Origin of the sequence: Arthrobacter sp. H41, assembly GCF_000520535.1 — a bacterium.
Lineage (GTDB): Bacteria > Actinomycetota > Actinomycetes > Actinomycetales > Micrococcaceae > Arthrobacter_D.
This window is the reverse complement of record NZ_KI914779.1, coordinates 19956-34956: the sequence shown is the minus strand read 5'-3', so window position 1 is coordinate 34956 and position 15001 is coordinate 19956. Positions and strand designations below refer to the sequence as shown.

The window sequence follows — 15001 nt, the reverse complement described above, 5'->3', positions numbered from 1 at the left end:
CTCGTCTCCGAGGCCGGGCGGGAAGCCGCGCGAATCGTCTCGACCATCGGCGAAGAGGGCCTCGGCGGACCCGGCCTCGCAACGCAGAACGAGAATGCCTCGCTGGATCTCTTCCAGAGTGACGCAGGATCGTTCATGGTCAACTATCCCTTCGTCTGGCCGGCAACGGTCGGCGCTGTCGAAGCCGGAACCCTCGACGAGGCAGTCCTCGAAGATATCGGCTGGGCCATCTACCCACGCGTCTATGAAGATCAGGAAGCCGCTCCTCCCCTGGGTGGCATCAACCTCGGAGTAGGTGCGGAAAGCGATAACCCGGCTCTTGCCTATGAGGCGATCGAATGCATCGTCTCGGTCGAGAACCAGGCGGAGTACTTCGTCACCAACGGTAACCCTCCCGCGAACACCGAGGCCTATGAGGACGCGGCGATCGAAGAGGCATTCCCCATGGCGCCGGTCATCCGGGATTCGCTGCAGCAAGCGGCGCCGCGTCCGCAAACACCGTTCTACAACGAGGTATCGACGGGGATTCAACAGACCTGGACCCCGCCATCGAGCGTGGATCCCGAGACCACACCTGAGATATCCTCCGAATTCATCACCGCGGTCCTACGAGGAGAGAGGCTGCTATGACCTCCGCCATACCTGCACGATCAGCGAATCCGACGAATTCCCCGGACAACAAGCCCGGCGTCGAAACGCGGTCCACACCGGATAAAAGGGCTAAGAAGCAGTACAGCGACCGGGTGAAGGCGGAGCGCAAGCTCGGCTGGATGCTCGCCGGACCTGCCTTCGTGATCATGCTCCTCGTGACCCTCTACCCCATCCTGCAGGCCACCTACGAGTCGCTGTTCCAGTTCAGATTGACTGCGCCGGACGAACGGGAATTCATCGGCCTGGGAAATTACGCGGTGATCCTCACTGACCCCGTGTGGTGGCGCGACCTCGGAACCACCCTCTTCATCACTGTAGTCACGGTCGCGGTGGAACTCGTCCTCGGCTTTGCCCTCGCACTCGTGATGCACAAGGCGCTGAAATCGGTGCGAGGACTGCTTCGCACCGCCATCCTCGTGCCGTACGGCATCATCACGGTGGTCTCCGCATTTGCCTGGTTCTACGCCTTCGACATCAACTCCGGTTACATCAACAGCTGGTTCGCCTGGCTTCCCGGCATCGATGAAAACACCAACTGGTTCGCACAGACCGGTACCGCCCTTTTCGTGATCATGGCCTCCGAGATCTGGAAGACCACACCGTTCATCTCGCTCCTGCTCCTGGCAGGATTGGCCCAGGTGCCGGACGAGTTGAGCGAAGCCGCGAAAGTGGACGGGGCAACGTGGTGGGAGCGGATGCGCAAGGTCATCATTCCCAACATGAAAGCCGCCATCATGGTGGCCGTGCTGTTCCGGGCGCTTGATGCCTTCCGCATTTTCGACAACGTGTTCATTATGACCAACGGCGCCTACGGTACCGAGGTGCTCTCGCTCCTTGCCTACCGACAATCGATCAGCCGGTTGGAGATCGGCCTCGGGTCGGCCGTCTCCGTCCTTCTGTTCCTCTGTGTCCTTCTCATCTGTTTCATCGCCATCAAGCTCTTCAAAGTAGATCTTGCCGGCTCACAAGGGGGTAAGTAATGACCGACAACAGCACGAAAAACAAGGTCCTCTGGACCGTCGTAACGGTGCTGGTGCTGATTTACGCGCTCTTCCCGGTTGTATCGATCCTCGCGACATCCTTCAAGTCGCCGAGCGACCTCACCAGCGGGAAGTTCCTTCCCTCCTCTGGGACGGCGACGACGTCCAACTACGAGCAGATCCTCGTTGGCAACGCCCAGGACCTGTTCCTCTCCGCACTGCGCAACTCGATCGGCATCTCACTCATCGCCACCTTCATCGCCGTCGTCCTGGCGACACTGTGCGCGTACGCGATTGCGCGCCTCGATTTCCCCGGGAAGAAACTCATTCTCACCACGGCGTTGGCGGTTTCGATCTTCCCCGTCATCTCGATCGTGACACCGCTTTTCAACCTATGGCGGACCATCGGCCTGTACGACACCTGGCTCGGCCTGATCATCCCCTACCTGTCGCTGACCCTCCCCATTTCCATCTGGACCCTCGCGGCGTTCTTCCGCCAGATTCCCTGGGAGCTGGAGCAGGCCGCGCAGGTGGACGGCGCCACGACCTGGCAAGCCTTCCGCAAGGCGATCGTGCCGCTCGCCGCACCGGGCGTCTTCACGACGGCGATCATCGCGTTCTTCATCGCGTGGAACGACTTCGTCTACGGGATCTCGCTCACGTCCACCGAAGCGGCGAGACCCGTCCCCGCTGCACTGGCGTTTTTCACCGGCGCCTCCCAGTTCGAGGCGCCGACGGGTGCAATCTCGGCCGCGGCGATCATCGTCACCATTCCGATTGTCCTGCTGGTTCTACTCTTCCAACGCCAAATTGTCTCAGGCCTGACCTCGGGCGCCGTCAAGGGCTGACGCCCTCCGGCTCAAGAAAAGGATTCGCACCATGGCTTCAATTACCCTCAACAACCTGGTCAAGAAGTACGGCGACGGCTTCCCCGCTGTCAACGACATCAGTATCGACATCGCGGACGGCGAGTTCATCATCCTGGTGGGCCCGTCGGGCTGCGGCAAATCCACGCTGCTGCGCATGATCGTAGGCTTGGAAGACATCACCGACGGTGATCTCCTGATCGACGGCAAGCGGGTCAATGACAAGGCACCCCGCGAGCGCAATCTTGCGATGGTGTTTCAGAACTACGCGCTGTACCCGCACCTCACCGTGTACGAGAACATCGCGTTCCCATTGCGCCTGGCCAAGGGCAAGCACTCGGAGGAACAGGTCGACAAACTCGTCACCGAGGCGGCCTCGACGCTCGAACTGACGGACCACCTGCAGCGCAAGCCGGCCAACCTCTCGGGTGGCCAGCGCCAACGTGTCGCGATGGGACGGGCCATCGTGCGGCAGGCTGATGCCTTCCTCTTCGACGAGCCGCTCTCCAACCTCGACGCCAAGCTGCGCGGGCAGATGAGGTCGGAGATCTCCCAGATGCAGCGCCGCCTGGGCGTCACCTCGGTGTACGTGACCCACGACCAGACCGAGGCGATGACCCTGGGCGACCGCGTAGCAGTCCTCAAGAAGGGCGAACTTCAACAGATCGCCTCACCCCGTGAACTTTACGAGCAGCCCATCAACCTGTTCGTCGCCGGTTTCATCGGCTCACCCTCGATGAACTTCCTGCCTGCCACGGTCGAGGGCAATACCCTGAAGACCGTGTTGGGGGACCTAGCCATCACTCCTGAGAAGGCAGCGAAGGCGGCCGGCAAGAGGGTGGTGCTGGTAGGAGTCCGGCCCGAATTCTTCGAGGACGCCAAGTTGGTCGAGGATTCGAAGCGCGGCCACGGCTCGACATTCACGGCAAGCCTCACGCATACCGAATGGCTGGGCAACGAGCAGTACGGATATATCACTTTCGACCCCGCCCCCGAAGTGCGTGAGCTCCTAAACAATCTCGCCCGCGACATGGATGCCGACGAGCTGCGTCCCCAGATCGTGGTCACCCTCGACGCCGCGAGCCGTATCCGCGGCGGGCGTGAAGCGGAAATCTGGCTCGATACCCGGAAGCTGCACCTGTTCGATCCGGAAACCGGAGAGAACCTGACGCGCGATGCTGCGGCCGGTGCCGCCCTCACGGAGGAAGCGAACGAGGAGCGCGCCGAGGAGATCGCGAATGCCCAGGGCCACTCGCCGCAGGACAGCGATCGCTCGAGGCAAGGCAGCGCTTCGGAATCACCGGATTCGGCGGAAGCACCCCGATCGGCCGGATCAGCAGATGCAGGATCGGCCGGCGGAGCAACCGCTGCCGGCGGCGGGAAACACACTGCTGGCTGACTTGACAGTCGCCGCGCATGCGTCGCCGGTTGCGTCCAAAGCAGTGCCGGGTATCCAGTGCGCAGTAGTAACGGTTTTTCGCGGTGAACGCGGTAATTGCTGCGCAGTGGATGGCCAGGAAGCGTGCTTCCGTTGCCCGGCGGGTAGCGTAGGGCTATGCAGGGCGCTTCCGGGATGAAAGTAGTGGCAGCGTGGCTGCTGGGCCTGGTCCTGGTGGTAGCGGGATTCATCGGCACCGTCACCGTGCTCAACAGCACTCTGTACAGCCCCGGGTATCAGGTCGAGGAATACTTCGAGGCCTTGAGGAGTGGTAACGGTGAGCGTGCGCTCGGCCTGCTCAACGCATCGGTCCCGGAAGGTTCCGCGGCGGTCCTCGACGACGCTGCCCTCCAACGGGGGGCCTCCGCTGTGCAGGACGTCGAGGTCCAGGAGCCCGCAGCAGCAGGCGAGGATCGCGTCGACGTACCCGTCAGTTATCGAATCGGCGAAACGGACTACACCACCTCGTTCCCCCTGGAGCGAACGGGATCCGAGTGGCTGTTCTTCTCCACCTGGGAGTTCGTTCCCTCGGCGCTGCCCACGGTCGAGATCTCGGTAGGCGACATGGCCGAGTCGACGGTGAACGGCTTACGGATAGCGACGCCGGAGGGCAGGACCGCCCTCCCAACGTTCTACCCGGTGGAACTTGTTGCACACTACACGAGCGAGTATTTCGCTGCGCCGTCCCGCGCACTTCCTGTCACCAGCAGCAACCCCGGGGACAACGCGCTCCCGCTGGAGCCCGCGCCCACGCCGGCCCTGGTCGAGGCGGTGGACGGGGAGATCCGCAGGTTCCTCGACGACTGCGCCGCCCGCGCCGTTTTCCAGCCTGCCAACTGCCCGTTCAACTTCCAGACCGACCAGCGGGTCGCAGGTGACATCAGGTGGTCCATCCAGCGTTATCCCGAAATCCGTATCGAGCCGGACGGCGGAGGGTGGGCCCTGGCACCGCTGGCCGGTTCCGCCCAGCTCGATACGCAGCTCCAGGACCTGTTCACGGGCGCCATCGAGGACATCTCGGCCACCCGCGACTTCGAGTTCACGGCACGCCTGACGGTGACGAACTCCTCGGTCACCGTCACACCGGTCATCGAATTCTGAGAGCCGTCCGCCCTGATCGACGGCCGCACCGCTGTGCCCACGCGCTTTTGGAACGACCGGTAGGGTCAGTCCAGGCCGCGGAGATCGAGCACCAGTTCCGCGTTCCCCTCGGATCCCACGGTCACGGGAATGCCCCAGTCCTGCTGGTACAGGTGGCATGCTGCGTGATCGGGGATTTCACCACCGGGCTCGCCGTCGCAGGCCGCGGCGCGCGCCGTGATGTGCAGCACTCCTCCACCCGCCTCCTCCGAGAGCCGCAGCTCACGCGTCAGCCCCACGGAGGTTCCGCCGCCCGAGACCAGCAGCGACTCCGGCGACGCGGAAATCTTCAGCTGCGTCGGGTCACCCCACCGGTCATCGAGCTTCTGGCCCGTCGGCGCGGAGAACCGAATGGTCAGGGCAAGCGGACCGCTGGTGACAGCAGTGGCCGGTCGCTGGGTCTGCGACGCTCCCTCATCCACGGCCAGCGCTTCCCGCGGGATCGGGACACGGACGAGCTGGTGCTTGTTCGTCTCGACGACGATCAGCAGCGGCTCCCCTCCATCGGCGACGGGGCTGTGGTCGATGAGTACGTCGGATGGCTCCGAGAGCCCCCGCACCAGGGTGGAGACCCGTCGGGTCGAGGGGTCGTAGCGGCGCACGGCCCCATTGTAGGTGTCGGCGATCGCCACCGACCCGTCCGGCAGCGCCGTCACACCGAGCGGGTGCTGGAGGCGCGCCGATTCGGCGTCGCCGTCGCGGAACCCGAAATCGAACAGCCCGGTGCCGACGGCGGTCCCCACCTGGACATTCCGCTGTCCGTCCAGCTCGTCGAAGGTGAGGACGCGCAGCGCGGAGGTCTCGGAGTCGGCAATCCAGATGGAACCGTTGGCGTCCTCGGCGAGCCCGGACGACTGCGCGAACCATGCGGCCCCGGCGTCGCCGTCGAGCAGGCCCTCGAGACCGGTACCGGCGAGCACCTCCACGGCGTGCGACATGGGGTCGTACGTGAAGATCTGGTGCGTGCCGGCCATCGCGATGACCACACGCTTCAGGACGGTCGAATAGAGCACGTCCCACGGCGAGGAGAGTGACACGTTGAGCGCATCGGTGCCCAGGTGGCTGTCCACAAGACGCGGGGTTTCGCTCACGGCATCGATCTCGTGCGCATTCTCCTGCAGGTCGGCCTTCGTGTAGTTGCCGGCGTCGAGCAATCGCTGGATGCCGTTGCCGGCGAGGGTCCGCACCGCACCGGTCTCGAGTGAGACCCCGCGCAACCGGTGGTTGACGGTGTCCGCGACGACGACGTCGTACCCCACTTCTCCGGCGACGTCGGCCGGCAGCAGCGCGAGTCCCTGGGGCTCGTTGAACTCAGCGTCCGCGGGGCCGCCGTCGGCGGATCCCTTCCGGCCCGCGCCGATCACACGGCGCACCGTCGTCAGATCGGCCTCGAGCTCCACGAGCCGGTGGTGGCCCGTGTCGCCCGCGAGGAAGGTGCCGGTGGTCGGCAGCGCAAGGAGCTTGCCGGGGAACTTGAGGTCGCCGGCCGTGCTTGCCGCAGGAACGTAGGGACCGTTCCCGCGGTGCAGCGTCCCCTTGGCCGAATGCTCCTCGACCAGTTCGGCCACGAGCGAATCAAGGCCCGCAGCGTGCCCTTCGCCGGACAGGTGGGCCACGATGTAGCCCTCCGGATCGACGACGACGAGCGTGGGCCACGCACGCGCCGTGTAGGCCTGCCAGGTGGTCAGGTCGGGGTCATCGAGCACCGGGTGGTGGATGTCGTACCGCTCCACGGCGGCCGCGAGTGCCACCGGGTCCGCCTCGTGCTCGAATTTGGGCGAATGGACGCCGACCGTCACCAGCACATCCGAGAACTTCTCTTCGAGCGGCCGCAGCTCGTCGAGCACGTGGAGGCAGTTGATGCAGCAGAACGTCCAGAAATCGAGGATCACGATCTTGCCGCGGAGGTCATCGAGCTGCAGTTGCTTCCCGCCCGTGTTGAGCCAGTTGCGGCCCGTGAGCTCGGAAGCGCGCACACGGTAGTCCGTGCGCAGAGTCGTGTCGGTCATTCTTGGTCTCCTGGATTGGCGGTGACCCGGGGCACCGGGGCCTGCTGTCGCGCGTCCCGGGCCGCCAGATCGGCGAACATAGTGTTGTAAGCCGTGAGATCGGCGTCGTTATTCCTGTCGGCGGCGCGGTCGGTGCGCTTCGTTTCCCGCGCGTCGGTCCGCGACCACAGAATGGCGACGCCGATTGCCAGCAGGAGCGTGGGCACTTCACCGATTCCCCAGGTCACGGCACCGCCCAGCTGCTGGTCCTCGATGGCCGACAATCCCCAGTCCCGGCCCATGCTGCCGAACCAGGACGCCTGCAGCAGTGACGGCGATCCCATGAGTGTCACACCGAAGAACGCGTGGAAGGCCATCGTGGCGAACAGCAGCAGGATGCGGAGCGGGAAGGGGGCCCGCAGGGGTACCGGGTCGGTGCCGATCATCGAGAGGACGAAGATGTAACCGGTGATGAGGAAGTGGGCGATCATCAGTTCGTGTCCCACGTGCTCGCGCAGCGCAAAACCGAACAGTGGCGAGTAGTAGAAGATCACGATGGAGCCGGCGAAATTCGCTGCGGCGAACAGGGGGTGCGTCACCAGCTTCGACGGCCGGGAATGCACGACGACGAGGATCCACTCACGGATCCCACGCGTGCCGTCGCCGCGGGGCGAGAGTGCCTTCAGGGCGAGGGTGACCGGTGCGCCCAGGACCAGGAACAGGGGGACCACCATGGTCAGGGCCATATGGTCCACCATGTGCGCGCTGAACAGGATCATTCCGTAGATTGCCGGGGCGCCCGACGTGAAGTAGGTGAGCAGCACGAGCCCGATCAGCCAGCACGCGAGCTTCAGCTTCGACCACGGGTCACCGCGTCGCTGCAGCTTGGCCACGCCGAGGACGTAGGCCACTCCCACGGTCAGTGCGAAGGCGATCCACAACCAGTCGGGCCGCCACTCGGTGAACCAGCGCGCAGGGGTCAACTCCGGCGGGAGCTCGTAGTTGGTAAGGATCCGGGCCGGGGTGGCATCCGGCGCAAGCTCCTCGCTCCGGGGCGGGGCGGTCCGTCCGAGAGCCACGGCAACACCGGAGACGGCGCCCATGATGAGCAGTTCCACGGCGATCAGCTGCCACAGCACGCGCTGCGCCGAAAGCTGCGCACCGGTGGGGTGGTTCGCGTCGCCGAGCTGGGGGATGATCCACTGCCGGTGCATCCAGCCGATCCCGCCGAGGAGGATCGTGGCGACGGCCTTGAAGGTGACGAGGAGCCCCCACGAGGAACTCAACTGTGACAGGTTGTCGATGCGCAGGCTCGCATTGACGATGCCCGAGGCGAACACCAGGGCGAAGGCGAACCCGGCCAGGGCCGAGAAGCGCTTCAGGACGGGCAGCACCGAGCTGCCCAGCTTCCCTCCGACGGCGGCCAGGACAATAATTCCGCCCATCCAGAGGCACACTCCCACGAGGTGGAGCGCGATCGAATTCACGGCGGCGTTGTGGTCGTCGCCGCTGGCGGAGTGGCCTACGAGGGCGGTCGGCAGCAGCCCGCCGAGGGCGAGGACGGCAGTCAGGGCAAGTCCCGTCAGGGACCGGGCCCCGAACGTCAGCGTGGCCACCACTGCCGCGATCATCGCCGTGATCAGCCAGGCACGGCCGGTATCGAAGTCGGTGAGGAAGGCGGCGAGGCCCTCGGTGTACGCGGGGTCAGCGCTCAGCGGCAGGCCTGCGGCGTCCGAGTAGGTAAAAACCATCCCGCCGAGGGCGCCGAGGGTCCACATCACCGCCGCAACGGAGGCCACCAGCAGTGTTCGCGTGAACGCGGGATGCTCGGGCGTCCTCTCCGCCGGACGACGGCCGTCGCCGGAGTCCCGCCGGCGCGGAAGGATTCCCACCGCGAAGACCAGCGCGCCGATGGTCCCTGCGGCTCCCACGTTGTTGAGGGCCTTCGCCACGGGCAGACCCCAGCGCGTCAGCGCACCGGGATCGCCCAGTTGGCGTGCGGCAGCGGCGCCCGAGAACAGCAGGGCGAGGACAAGCGCCCCGAGCACGACGACGACGGCCCCGCCGAGCAGGGCCGGCCGGGTCCTGCTGTCCGGCAGCAATGGGCTCGGCCTGTGCTGCGGTTCCCTGGCTGTTGTAGACACATCCACTATTCTCTACCCGCAGTAGAACAAGGGCCAACTTCCCGAGGCGTTCCGGGCTTAAAGAAGAAAGGACCACTCCGCGAAAGCGGAGCGGTCCTTTCCTGAAAACGAAACCTACTTGGCGGACGCCTTCAGCTTCGAACCGGCGGTCAGCTTGACACTGTGGCCGGCGGCGATCTGGATGGTCTCGCCGGTCTGCGGGTTGCGGCCGGTGCGGGCTGCGCGGCTTGTGCGCTCCACTGCGAGCCAGCCGGGGATGGTGATTTTCTCGTCCTTGGCAACGGACTCGGCGAAGACATCGAACAGGGCATCGAGCACGCTGTTCACGGCAGCCTGGCTGGTGTCAGCCTTGGCGGCTACCTCGGCAACAAGTTCACTACGGTTTTTAGCCAATTTAGGTCCTCCTGGACGTCTGTATTCCCTTGAGCTTTCGGGGTATTCGAAAAGCCTCTGTGCGAAAACCTACCAGCTTGACCGGGAGAAGCCCGGCTTTCAGGGGTTTTCCTGATTATCCGCGGCACTTTTTGCACAAAGAAGCCGACAACCCCTAGGCTGCCGGCTCCTTCGGATGATGCAGGTATTACCAGCTGGACTTCGTCACACCGGGTAGCTCGCCACGGTGTGCCATGTCACGGAAGCGGACACGCGAGATGCCGAACTTCTGGAGCGTGCCGCGGGGGCGTCCGTCGATCTGGTCACGGTTGCGCAGGCGGACCGGCGAAGCGTTCCGGGGAAGCTTCTGCAGGCCCAGACGTGCCGCTTCGCGGGCCTCGTCGGTTGCGTTGGCGTCGACGAGGGTCTTCTTGAGCTCGAGGCGCTTGGCCGCGTAGCGCTCGACAATGACCTTGCGCTGCTCGTTACGAGCAATCTTTGACTTCTTGGCCATGTTTAGCGCTCCTCTCGAAATTCGACGTGCTTGCGGATCTTGGGGTCGTACTTCATCAGGACCATGCGGTCAGGATCGTTACGACGGTTCTTGCGGGTTACGTAGGTGTAGCCCGTTCCCGCAGTGGACTTCAGCTTGATGATGGGACGTACGTCCTTGTCCTTTGCCATTAGAGCTTCACTCCCCTCGCGAGGATCGCTGCCACGACGGCGTCGATACCCCGCACGTCGATGGTCTTGATGCCGCGTGCAGAAACCTGCAGCGTGACATTACGGCGCAGGGACGGAACCCAGTAGCGCTTTTTCTGAATGTTTGGGTCGAACCGGCGCTTGTTGCGGCGGTGCGAGTGCGAAATGCTGTGTCCAAAGCCGGGCTCGGCTCCGGTCACTTGGCAGTGGGCTGCCATAACTCTCCTCCAGATTAGATGAACGTGACGGGGTCACTTGTAGGGCGTCCCGCCACCAGTAATGACACCGTTATTACTGCAGCTTTCCGGAGGTTGACCTGGCAGGGTGAGAGCCTGCCGAAGTGCCTCGCCGCGAGGGAAGACGGTGAAGATTAGGCTCGACACGGACCAAAGGTCCGGCACAGCCTTAAATTCCAGGTAGTCACGGGCGGTCGAACATTCCCCGGGGCGGCAAAACCGCAACAGGAAAGACCCAACCAAACGCCATACCATACTACGGGCGCACCGCCCATGCTCCAAACCGGCTAGGTGTCGATTTCTCCATCGGAGCCCACTACTGCGGGAAGGTCGGACCCCCGGATCGACCGATCGCCACCCAGGTCCGCTTCGGAATCCACGATGGCATACCGGACATGCGCACCCGCGCCCACCTTCACGCGCTCGAGGATCACCGAGTCCTCCACCACGGCTCCCTGCTCGACGACGGCACCGGACCCGATGACGCTGTGGACCACGCGGCCATGGATCCGGGCGCCCGGCGCAACCAGGGAATCGGTGATCTCCGCCCCCTTCCCGATGAACGCCGGAAGGAGGTGGGGTGCGTCGGTGAGCATCGGCCATTCCGTATGGCCGAGATCCAGTGCCTTCCCGTCGAGGAGATCCATGTGTGCCTGGTGATAGGTGGCAGGGGTGCCGAGGTCACGCCAGTAGCCCTCGATCCGGTGCTCCACCGCCATGCCTTCCCTCACGAGGTGCGGGACGAGGTGGTCACCGTAGTCCTCCAGGGAGTCATGCCTTGACTCCAGAAGGTCCAGGATGTCCCGCAGCTTCGGCCAGTCGTAGAGGAACACTTCAGCGACGACAACCTTCGTCTTCGGCTCCTCCGGCTTGTACTCGAAGCCGGTGATCCGGCCCGATTCGTCGGTCTCGACCACGCCATGGTTGGAGGCATCGCCGTCCATTCGCGCGGTGGCCATGGTCAGCACCGCGTCCGCCTCCTGGTGGGTCTGCACCAGATCGCGGTAATCGAGCCGGTACAGGTGGTCCGCGCTGAGCACGAGCAGCAGGTCCGGCGCGAACTGGTCGATCAACGCCGACTGCCTCACCAATCCGTCGGCGTTGCCCTCCGCGAATCCCTCGCCCGGCGGGCCGCTGAAGGGCGGAAGCACCCGGAGCCCGCCGTGCGTCCGGTCCAGGTCCCAGGGCCTTCCGTTGGACAGATGGTCATTGATCGTCTTCGGCTGGTACTGCTCCATGATCCAGACGTCGGAGATCCCGCTGTGGTGCAGGTTGGACAGCGGAACATCGATGAGCCGGTAGGCCCCGGCGAAGGGAAGCGCCGGCTTCGCCCGGTGCTCGGTCAGCGCCCCCATCCGGTTTCCGGATCCTCCGGCCATCACGACGGCGAGGATTCTGGGAGGTTTCACGGAATCTCACTCTCCAGGGCTTCCTTGAGGATCCAGTGGTCGGCATCAAGCCGCGCAAGAATTTTCCTTCCCACGCGTTCAAGATCCGCGACATCGGTATCGTCGAGGGCATCGAAAACGGTTCCGCGGACCTGCGCCACATGGGACACGGCCAGCTCGGTGAGGGTGGCGAGGCCCTCGGGCGTGAGCTCCGCCGTCGTCACCCGCCCGTCGAGCCTGGAGGGCCGCCGGACCACCCAGCCCCGCTGTTCGAGCTTCTTCACCACGTGGCTGAGCCGGGAGAGCGAGGCATTGGAGCGCGCCGCGAGGTCGCTCATCGGAAGCGTCCTATCAGCGGATTCCGAGAGCATGGCGAGCACGTGATAGTCGAAGAGGGTGATGCGCACCTCCTTGAAAAGGTGTGCGTCAAGGGCGCCGGGCAACAGCGAGGAGACAGCGTAGAGTGCGAGCCAGGCGCGTCGTTCTTCCCGGTTGAGCCATTGGGTGCCCGTGGTCATTTGCCCATCTTGGCACAAGCGACCTACAGTCCGCAGTCGGCGTGGAGTTCGGGTCAGACGTTTGCGCGTATCCAGTCCGGATGCAGGAGGGAAGGGTATTTGGCTTGCAGGGAGTCGCCCGAGGAGATACCGCGCAGCCGCCTGCCCACCCACGGGGAGAGGTATTCGCGGGCCCATTGCGCATCGGCCCGCAGCTGCGCAGCACGGGTCAGCGCCGGCCTTGCCTCGAGCTCGGGGGTGTCAATGGAGTGCGATTCCAGAATCGTCTCCAGCACCCGCATCGCCATCAGGGTGTGACCTGCCGCTGACATATGCATACGGTCCGTGTCCCAGTAGCCCCAGTCCTGGAACTCCCGCATCCGCCAGTAGTCGACGATCTCCGCGCCGTGGCGATCAGCTATTTCGCGCACGAACTCGTTGTACACGGCGGTCCGCCCGCGCGTCTTGCCGAACACTGCGGAGCCCGAGGAGTCGAAGCCGGTGAACAGCACCACCACCGTGCCCGCACCGGTGAGCCGGGCCACTCCGTCGTCGTAGGCTGCCATCAGGCTGTCGATGCTGACGCGGGGCCGCAGGATGTCATTGCCGCCGGCATACAGCGTGACGAGTGTCGGTTTCAGCTCCAGGGCGGCGTCGATCTGCTCGTCGAGGACCTGCTGCAGTTTCTTGCCCCGGATGGCGAGGTTGGCATACCCCCAGGCCGGGTCGGCGAGGATGAGCTGCTGCGCAACGCGGTCGGCCCAGCCCCGGACACCGTTGGGACTGCCCGGATCGCGGTCGCCCACACCTTCCGTGAACGAATCGCCGAGTGCCACGTACCGCTGAGTGAATTCCACCCGCCCAAGATTACCGGTCCCCGCTCCTGAATTCCCGAATCGAGCTGTTCATGCGGCCGCAGCGGACCGGGGATAAGCTCAGAGCTAGTACCCTGATGGCCGGACTCGACGCGAAGGACCCCATGAACACCAACGACGGCGGCACCGCCCAACGCGCTGCACTCATCCTGAACCCCATCAAGGACACGGGTCAGGACGTACGCGGGATCGTGACGAGAATGTCCCTCGATAACGGGTGGAAGGAACCCCTCGTCATCGAGACCACGGCTGAGGACCCGGGCCACGGGCAGGCGCGGGAAGCGCTCGACGCGGGGGTCGACGTCGTGATCGCCGCCGGCGGCGACGGCACGGTGCGCTGCGTGGCGGAGGAGCTGGCAGGCACCGAAACGGTGATGGCCCTGGTGCCCCTCGGAACGGGGAACCTGCTGGCCCGGAATCTCGAGATACCCGTGGACGATCCGGAGGGGGCGGTGGAGACGGCATTCGGGGGTACCGAGCGGCGAATCGACGTGGTCCATGTGACGGTGGACCGCGCCCAGGACGCCCAGGTGTTCCTGGTGATGGCCGGTCTCGGGTTCGATGCCGCGATCATGTCCGACACCAGGGACGACCTCAAGGACAAGGTGGGCTGGCTTGCCTACGTCGACGCCGGACTGCGCAACCTTCCGGGCAAGCCGGCCCGGACGACGATCACCATCGACGGCGGCAAGCCCTTCGAGCGGAGGTTGCGCAGCGTGATGGGCGGCAACTGCGGGAAGATCATGGGTGGCCTCGAGATCTTCCCGGGCGCAAAACTCGACGACGGCCTGATGGACATCATGACCGTGGCCCCGCGCGGCAGGTTCGGCTGGCTCGCCGTCGCCGGGAAACTCTTCGCCAGGGGGAAGGGCAAGGACCCGTCACTCGAATACTTCCAGTGCAGCCGTGCCGAGGTGCAGCTCCACGAGCCGTTGGAGGTCCAGCTCGACGGCGACCCGCTCGGCAAGGCCACCCACATGGTCTTCGAGGTGAAGCCCGATTCGTTGAGGCTGCGGATGCCCCACGGCAAGAAGGATCCAGCGATCCTCAGCAATCCACTCCCCTAGCGCTGACGCGCCTGTGCTCGTGTTCGGGCTTTCAGCTATGCCGTCGCATCACGAAAGCTCGGAGCGCCCCTGCCGCCAGTACCCCATGAACGCGACCTGCTTGCGGTCGATCCCGACGTCGCGGACCAGGTAGCGGCGCAGCCCCCGGACGAGCGCCGCCTCACCCGCTATCCATGCATAGAACGGCTGGCTGCCGCCTCGAGATCTTCCCGGGCGCAAAACTCGACGACGGCCTGATGGACATCATGACCGTGGCCCCGCGCGGCAGGTTCGGCTGGCTCGCCGTCGCCGGGAAACTCTTCGCCAGGGGGAAGGGCAAGGACCCGTCACTCGAATACTTCCAGTGCAGCCGTGCCGAGGTGCAGCTCCACGAGCCGTTGGAGGTCCAGCTCGACGGCGACCCGCTCGGCAAGGCCACCCACATGGTCTTCGAGGTGAAGCCCGATTCGTTGAGGCTGCGGATGCCCCACGGCAAGAAGGATCCAGCGATCCTCAGCAATCCACTCCCCTAGCGCTGACGCGCCTGTGCTCGTGTTCGGGCTTTCAGCTATGCCGTCGCATCACGAAAGCTCGGAGCGCCCCTGCCGCCAGTACCCCATGAACGCGACCTGCTTGCGGTCGATCCCGACGTCGCGGACCAGGTAGCGGCGCAGCCCC

The 15001-nt window shown here is 64.9% G+C and carries 17 protein-coding genes and 1 pseudogene; 7 read left to right on the top strand and 11 right to left on the bottom strand.

What is annotated here, in order from left to right; genetic code table 11:
- From Y705_RS21120 to Y705_RS0105820, 5 genes are all read left to right on the top strand, one after another.
- Nucleotides 1–630 (top strand): extracellular solute-binding protein (locus Y705_RS21120; protein WP_155849947.1); only part of this gene is annotated, 630 nt, incomplete at its 5' end.
- Nucleotides 627–1631, top strand: a complete 1005-nt coding sequence (locus Y705_RS0105835; protein ID WP_049822344.1) for a carbohydrate ABC transporter permease — start codon at nucleotides 627–629, stop codon at nucleotides 1629–1631. The genes Y705_RS21120 and Y705_RS0105835, both read left to right, overlap by 4 nt.
- Entirely contained in the window at nucleotides 1631–2479 is an 849-nt protein-coding gene (locus Y705_RS0105830; protein ID WP_026532181.1) for a carbohydrate ABC transporter permease, read from the top strand. Before Y705_RS0105835 ends, Y705_RS0105830 begins: the two co-directional genes overlap by 1 nt.
- 31 nt (nucleotides 2480–2510) lie before the next feature.
- Nucleotides 2511–3896 carry an ABC transporter ATP-binding protein gene (locus tag Y705_RS0105825; RefSeq protein ID WP_026532180.1) on the top strand — a complete coding sequence of 462 codons (1386 nt, stop codon included), beginning with the start codon at nucleotides 2511–2513 and terminating at the stop codon, nucleotides 3894–3896.
- A 156-nt stretch (nucleotides 3897–4052) separates the two neighbouring features.
- Entirely contained in the window at nucleotides 4053–5036 is a 984-nt protein-coding gene (locus tag Y705_RS0105820) for a hypothetical protein (protein ID WP_253908505.1), read from the top strand.
- Between the two features lie 65 nt (nucleotides 5037–5101).
- Here the strand turns inward: Y705_RS0105820 and Y705_RS0105815 are convergent, their stop codons facing one another.
- From Y705_RS0105815 to Y705_RS0105775, 9 genes are all read right to left on the bottom strand, one after another.
- Nucleotides 5102–7084 carry an NHL domain-containing thioredoxin family protein gene (locus Y705_RS0105815; protein WP_026532178.1) on the bottom strand — a complete coding sequence of 661 codons (1983 nt, stop codon included), beginning with the start codon at nucleotides 7082–7084 and terminating at the stop codon, nucleotides 5102–5104.
- Nucleotides 7081–9207, bottom strand: a complete 2127-nt coding sequence (locus tag Y705_RS17745) for a bifunctional copper resistance protein CopD/cytochrome c oxidase assembly protein (protein WP_444826163.1) — start codon at nucleotides 9205–9207, stop codon at nucleotides 7081–7083. The genes Y705_RS0105815 and Y705_RS17745 overlap by 4 nt, the downstream gene beginning before the upstream one ends.
- A 114-nt stretch (nucleotides 9208–9321) precedes the next feature.
- The gene (locus Y705_RS0105805; RefSeq protein WP_026532177.1) at nucleotides 9322–9600 is read right to left on the bottom strand and encodes an HU family DNA-binding protein; all 279 of its coding nucleotides are present in this window, start codon (nucleotides 9598–9600) and stop codon (nucleotides 9322–9324) included.
- A 187-nt stretch (nucleotides 9601–9787) separates the two neighbouring features.
- Nucleotides 9788–10093 carry a 30S ribosomal protein S14 gene (rpsN, locus tag Y705_RS0105800; RefSeq protein WP_026532176.1) on the bottom strand — a complete coding sequence of 102 codons (306 nt, stop codon included), beginning with the start codon at nucleotides 10091–10093 and terminating at the stop codon, nucleotides 9788–9790.
- A 2-nt stretch (nucleotides 10094–10095) separates the two neighbouring features.
- Complete coding sequence (gene rpmG / locus Y705_RS0105795) at nucleotides 10096–10263, bottom strand: 50S ribosomal protein L33 (protein ID WP_019481734.1); 168 nt, start codon at nucleotides 10261–10263, stop codon at nucleotides 10096–10098.
- Nucleotides 10263–10499: a 50S ribosomal protein L28 gene (rpmB, locus tag Y705_RS0105790; protein WP_026532175.1), complete on the bottom strand. Its 237-nt coding sequence runs from the start codon at nucleotides 10497–10499 to the stop codon at nucleotides 10263–10265. The genes rpmG and rpmB overlap by 1 nt, the downstream gene beginning before the upstream one ends.
- Nucleotides 10500–10804: 305 nt before the next feature.
- On the bottom strand, nucleotides 10805–11926 hold the full coding sequence (locus Y705_RS17740; protein ID WP_049822342.1) for a glucose-1-phosphate adenylyltransferase family protein: 1122 nt from the start codon (nucleotides 11924–11926) through the stop codon (nucleotides 10805–10807).
- On the bottom strand, nucleotides 11923–12423 hold the full coding sequence (locus tag Y705_RS0105780) for a MarR family winged helix-turn-helix transcriptional regulator (RefSeq protein WP_049822341.1): 501 nt from the start codon (nucleotides 12421–12423) through the stop codon (nucleotides 11923–11925). The genes Y705_RS17740 and Y705_RS0105780 overlap by 4 nt, the downstream gene beginning before the upstream one ends.
- 53 nt (nucleotides 12424–12476) lie before the next feature.
- Nucleotides 12477–13259, bottom strand: a complete 783-nt coding sequence (locus tag Y705_RS0105775; protein WP_026532173.1) for an SGNH/GDSL hydrolase family protein — start codon at nucleotides 13257–13259, stop codon at nucleotides 12477–12479.
- Between the two features lie 122 nt (nucleotides 13260–13381).
- On the opposite strand from Y705_RS0105775, the gene Y705_RS0105770 reads away from it, so the two are divergent.
- Nucleotides 13382–14344 carry a diacylglycerol/lipid kinase family protein gene (locus tag Y705_RS0105770; RefSeq protein WP_026532172.1) on the top strand — a complete coding sequence of 321 codons (963 nt, stop codon included), beginning with the start codon at nucleotides 13382–13384 and terminating at the stop codon, nucleotides 14342–14344.
- A 48-nt stretch (nucleotides 14345–14392) separates the two neighbouring features.
- On the opposite strand, the pseudogene Y705_RS21115 reads toward Y705_RS0105770, so the two are convergent.
- A pseudogene (locus Y705_RS21115) lies at nucleotides 14393–14539 on the bottom strand (SIP domain-containing protein); the annotation flags it as partial.
- On the opposite strand from Y705_RS21115, the gene Y705_RS0105765 reads away from it, so the two are divergent.
- Nucleotides 14518–14856 carry a diacylglycerol kinase family protein gene (locus Y705_RS0105765; RefSeq protein ID WP_026532171.1) on the top strand — a complete coding sequence of 113 codons (339 nt, stop codon included), beginning with the start codon at nucleotides 14518–14520 and terminating at the stop codon, nucleotides 14854–14856. The pseudogene Y705_RS21115 and the gene Y705_RS0105765 overlap by 22 nt on opposite strands.
- A 48-nt stretch (nucleotides 14857–14904) precedes the next feature.
- Here the strand turns inward: Y705_RS0105765 and Y705_RS23585 are convergent.
- A partial coding sequence (locus Y705_RS23585; protein WP_162149045.1) for an SIP domain-containing protein occupies nucleotides 14905–15001 on the bottom strand: 97 nt, incomplete at its 5' end.

What these genes read in the sequence shown, in the direction of transcription:
- Y705_RS0105835 (WP_049822344.1), top strand. Translation starts at nt 627, where the DNA reads ATGACCTCCGCCATACCTGCACGATCAGCGAATCCGACGAATTCCCCG.
- Y705_RS0105830 (WP_026532181.1), top strand. Translation starts at nt 1,631, where the DNA reads ATGACCGACAACAGCACGAAAAACAAGGTCCTCTGGACCGTCGTAACG.
- Y705_RS0105825 (WP_026532180.1), top strand. Translation starts at nt 2,511, where the DNA reads ATGGCTTCAATTACCCTCAACAACCTGGTCAAGAAGTACGGCGACGGC.
- Y705_RS0105820 (WP_253908505.1), top strand. Translation starts at nt 4,053, where the DNA reads ATGCAGGGCGCTTCCGGGATGAAAGTAGTGGCAGCGTGGCTGCTGGGC.
- Y705_RS0105815 (WP_026532178.1), bottom strand. Translation starts at nt 7,084, where the DNA reads ATGACCGACACGACTCTGCGCACGGACTACCGTGTGCGCGCTTCCGAG.
- rpsN (WP_026532176.1), bottom strand. Translation starts at nt 10,093, where the DNA reads ATGGCCAAGAAGTCAAAGATTGCTCGTAACGAGCAGCGCAAGGTCATT.
- rpmG (WP_019481734.1), bottom strand. Translation starts at nt 10,263, where the DNA reads ATGGCAAAGGACAAGGACGTACGTCCCATCATCAAGCTGAAGTCCACT.
- rpmB (WP_026532175.1), bottom strand. Translation starts at nt 10,499, where the DNA reads ATGGCAGCCCACTGCCAAGTGACCGGAGCCGAGCCCGGCTTTGGACAC.
- Y705_RS0105780 (WP_049822341.1), bottom strand. Translation starts at nt 12,423, where the DNA reads ATGACCACGGGCACCCAATGGCTCAACCGGGAAGAACGACGCGCCTGG.
- Y705_RS0105770 (WP_026532172.1), top strand. Translation starts at nt 13,382, where the DNA reads ATGAACACCAACGACGGCGGCACCGCCCAACGCGCTGCACTCATCCTG.
- Y705_RS0105765 (WP_026532171.1), top strand. Translation starts at nt 14,518, where the DNA reads ATGCATAGAACGGCTGGCTGCCGCCTCGAGATCTTCCCGGGCGCAAAA.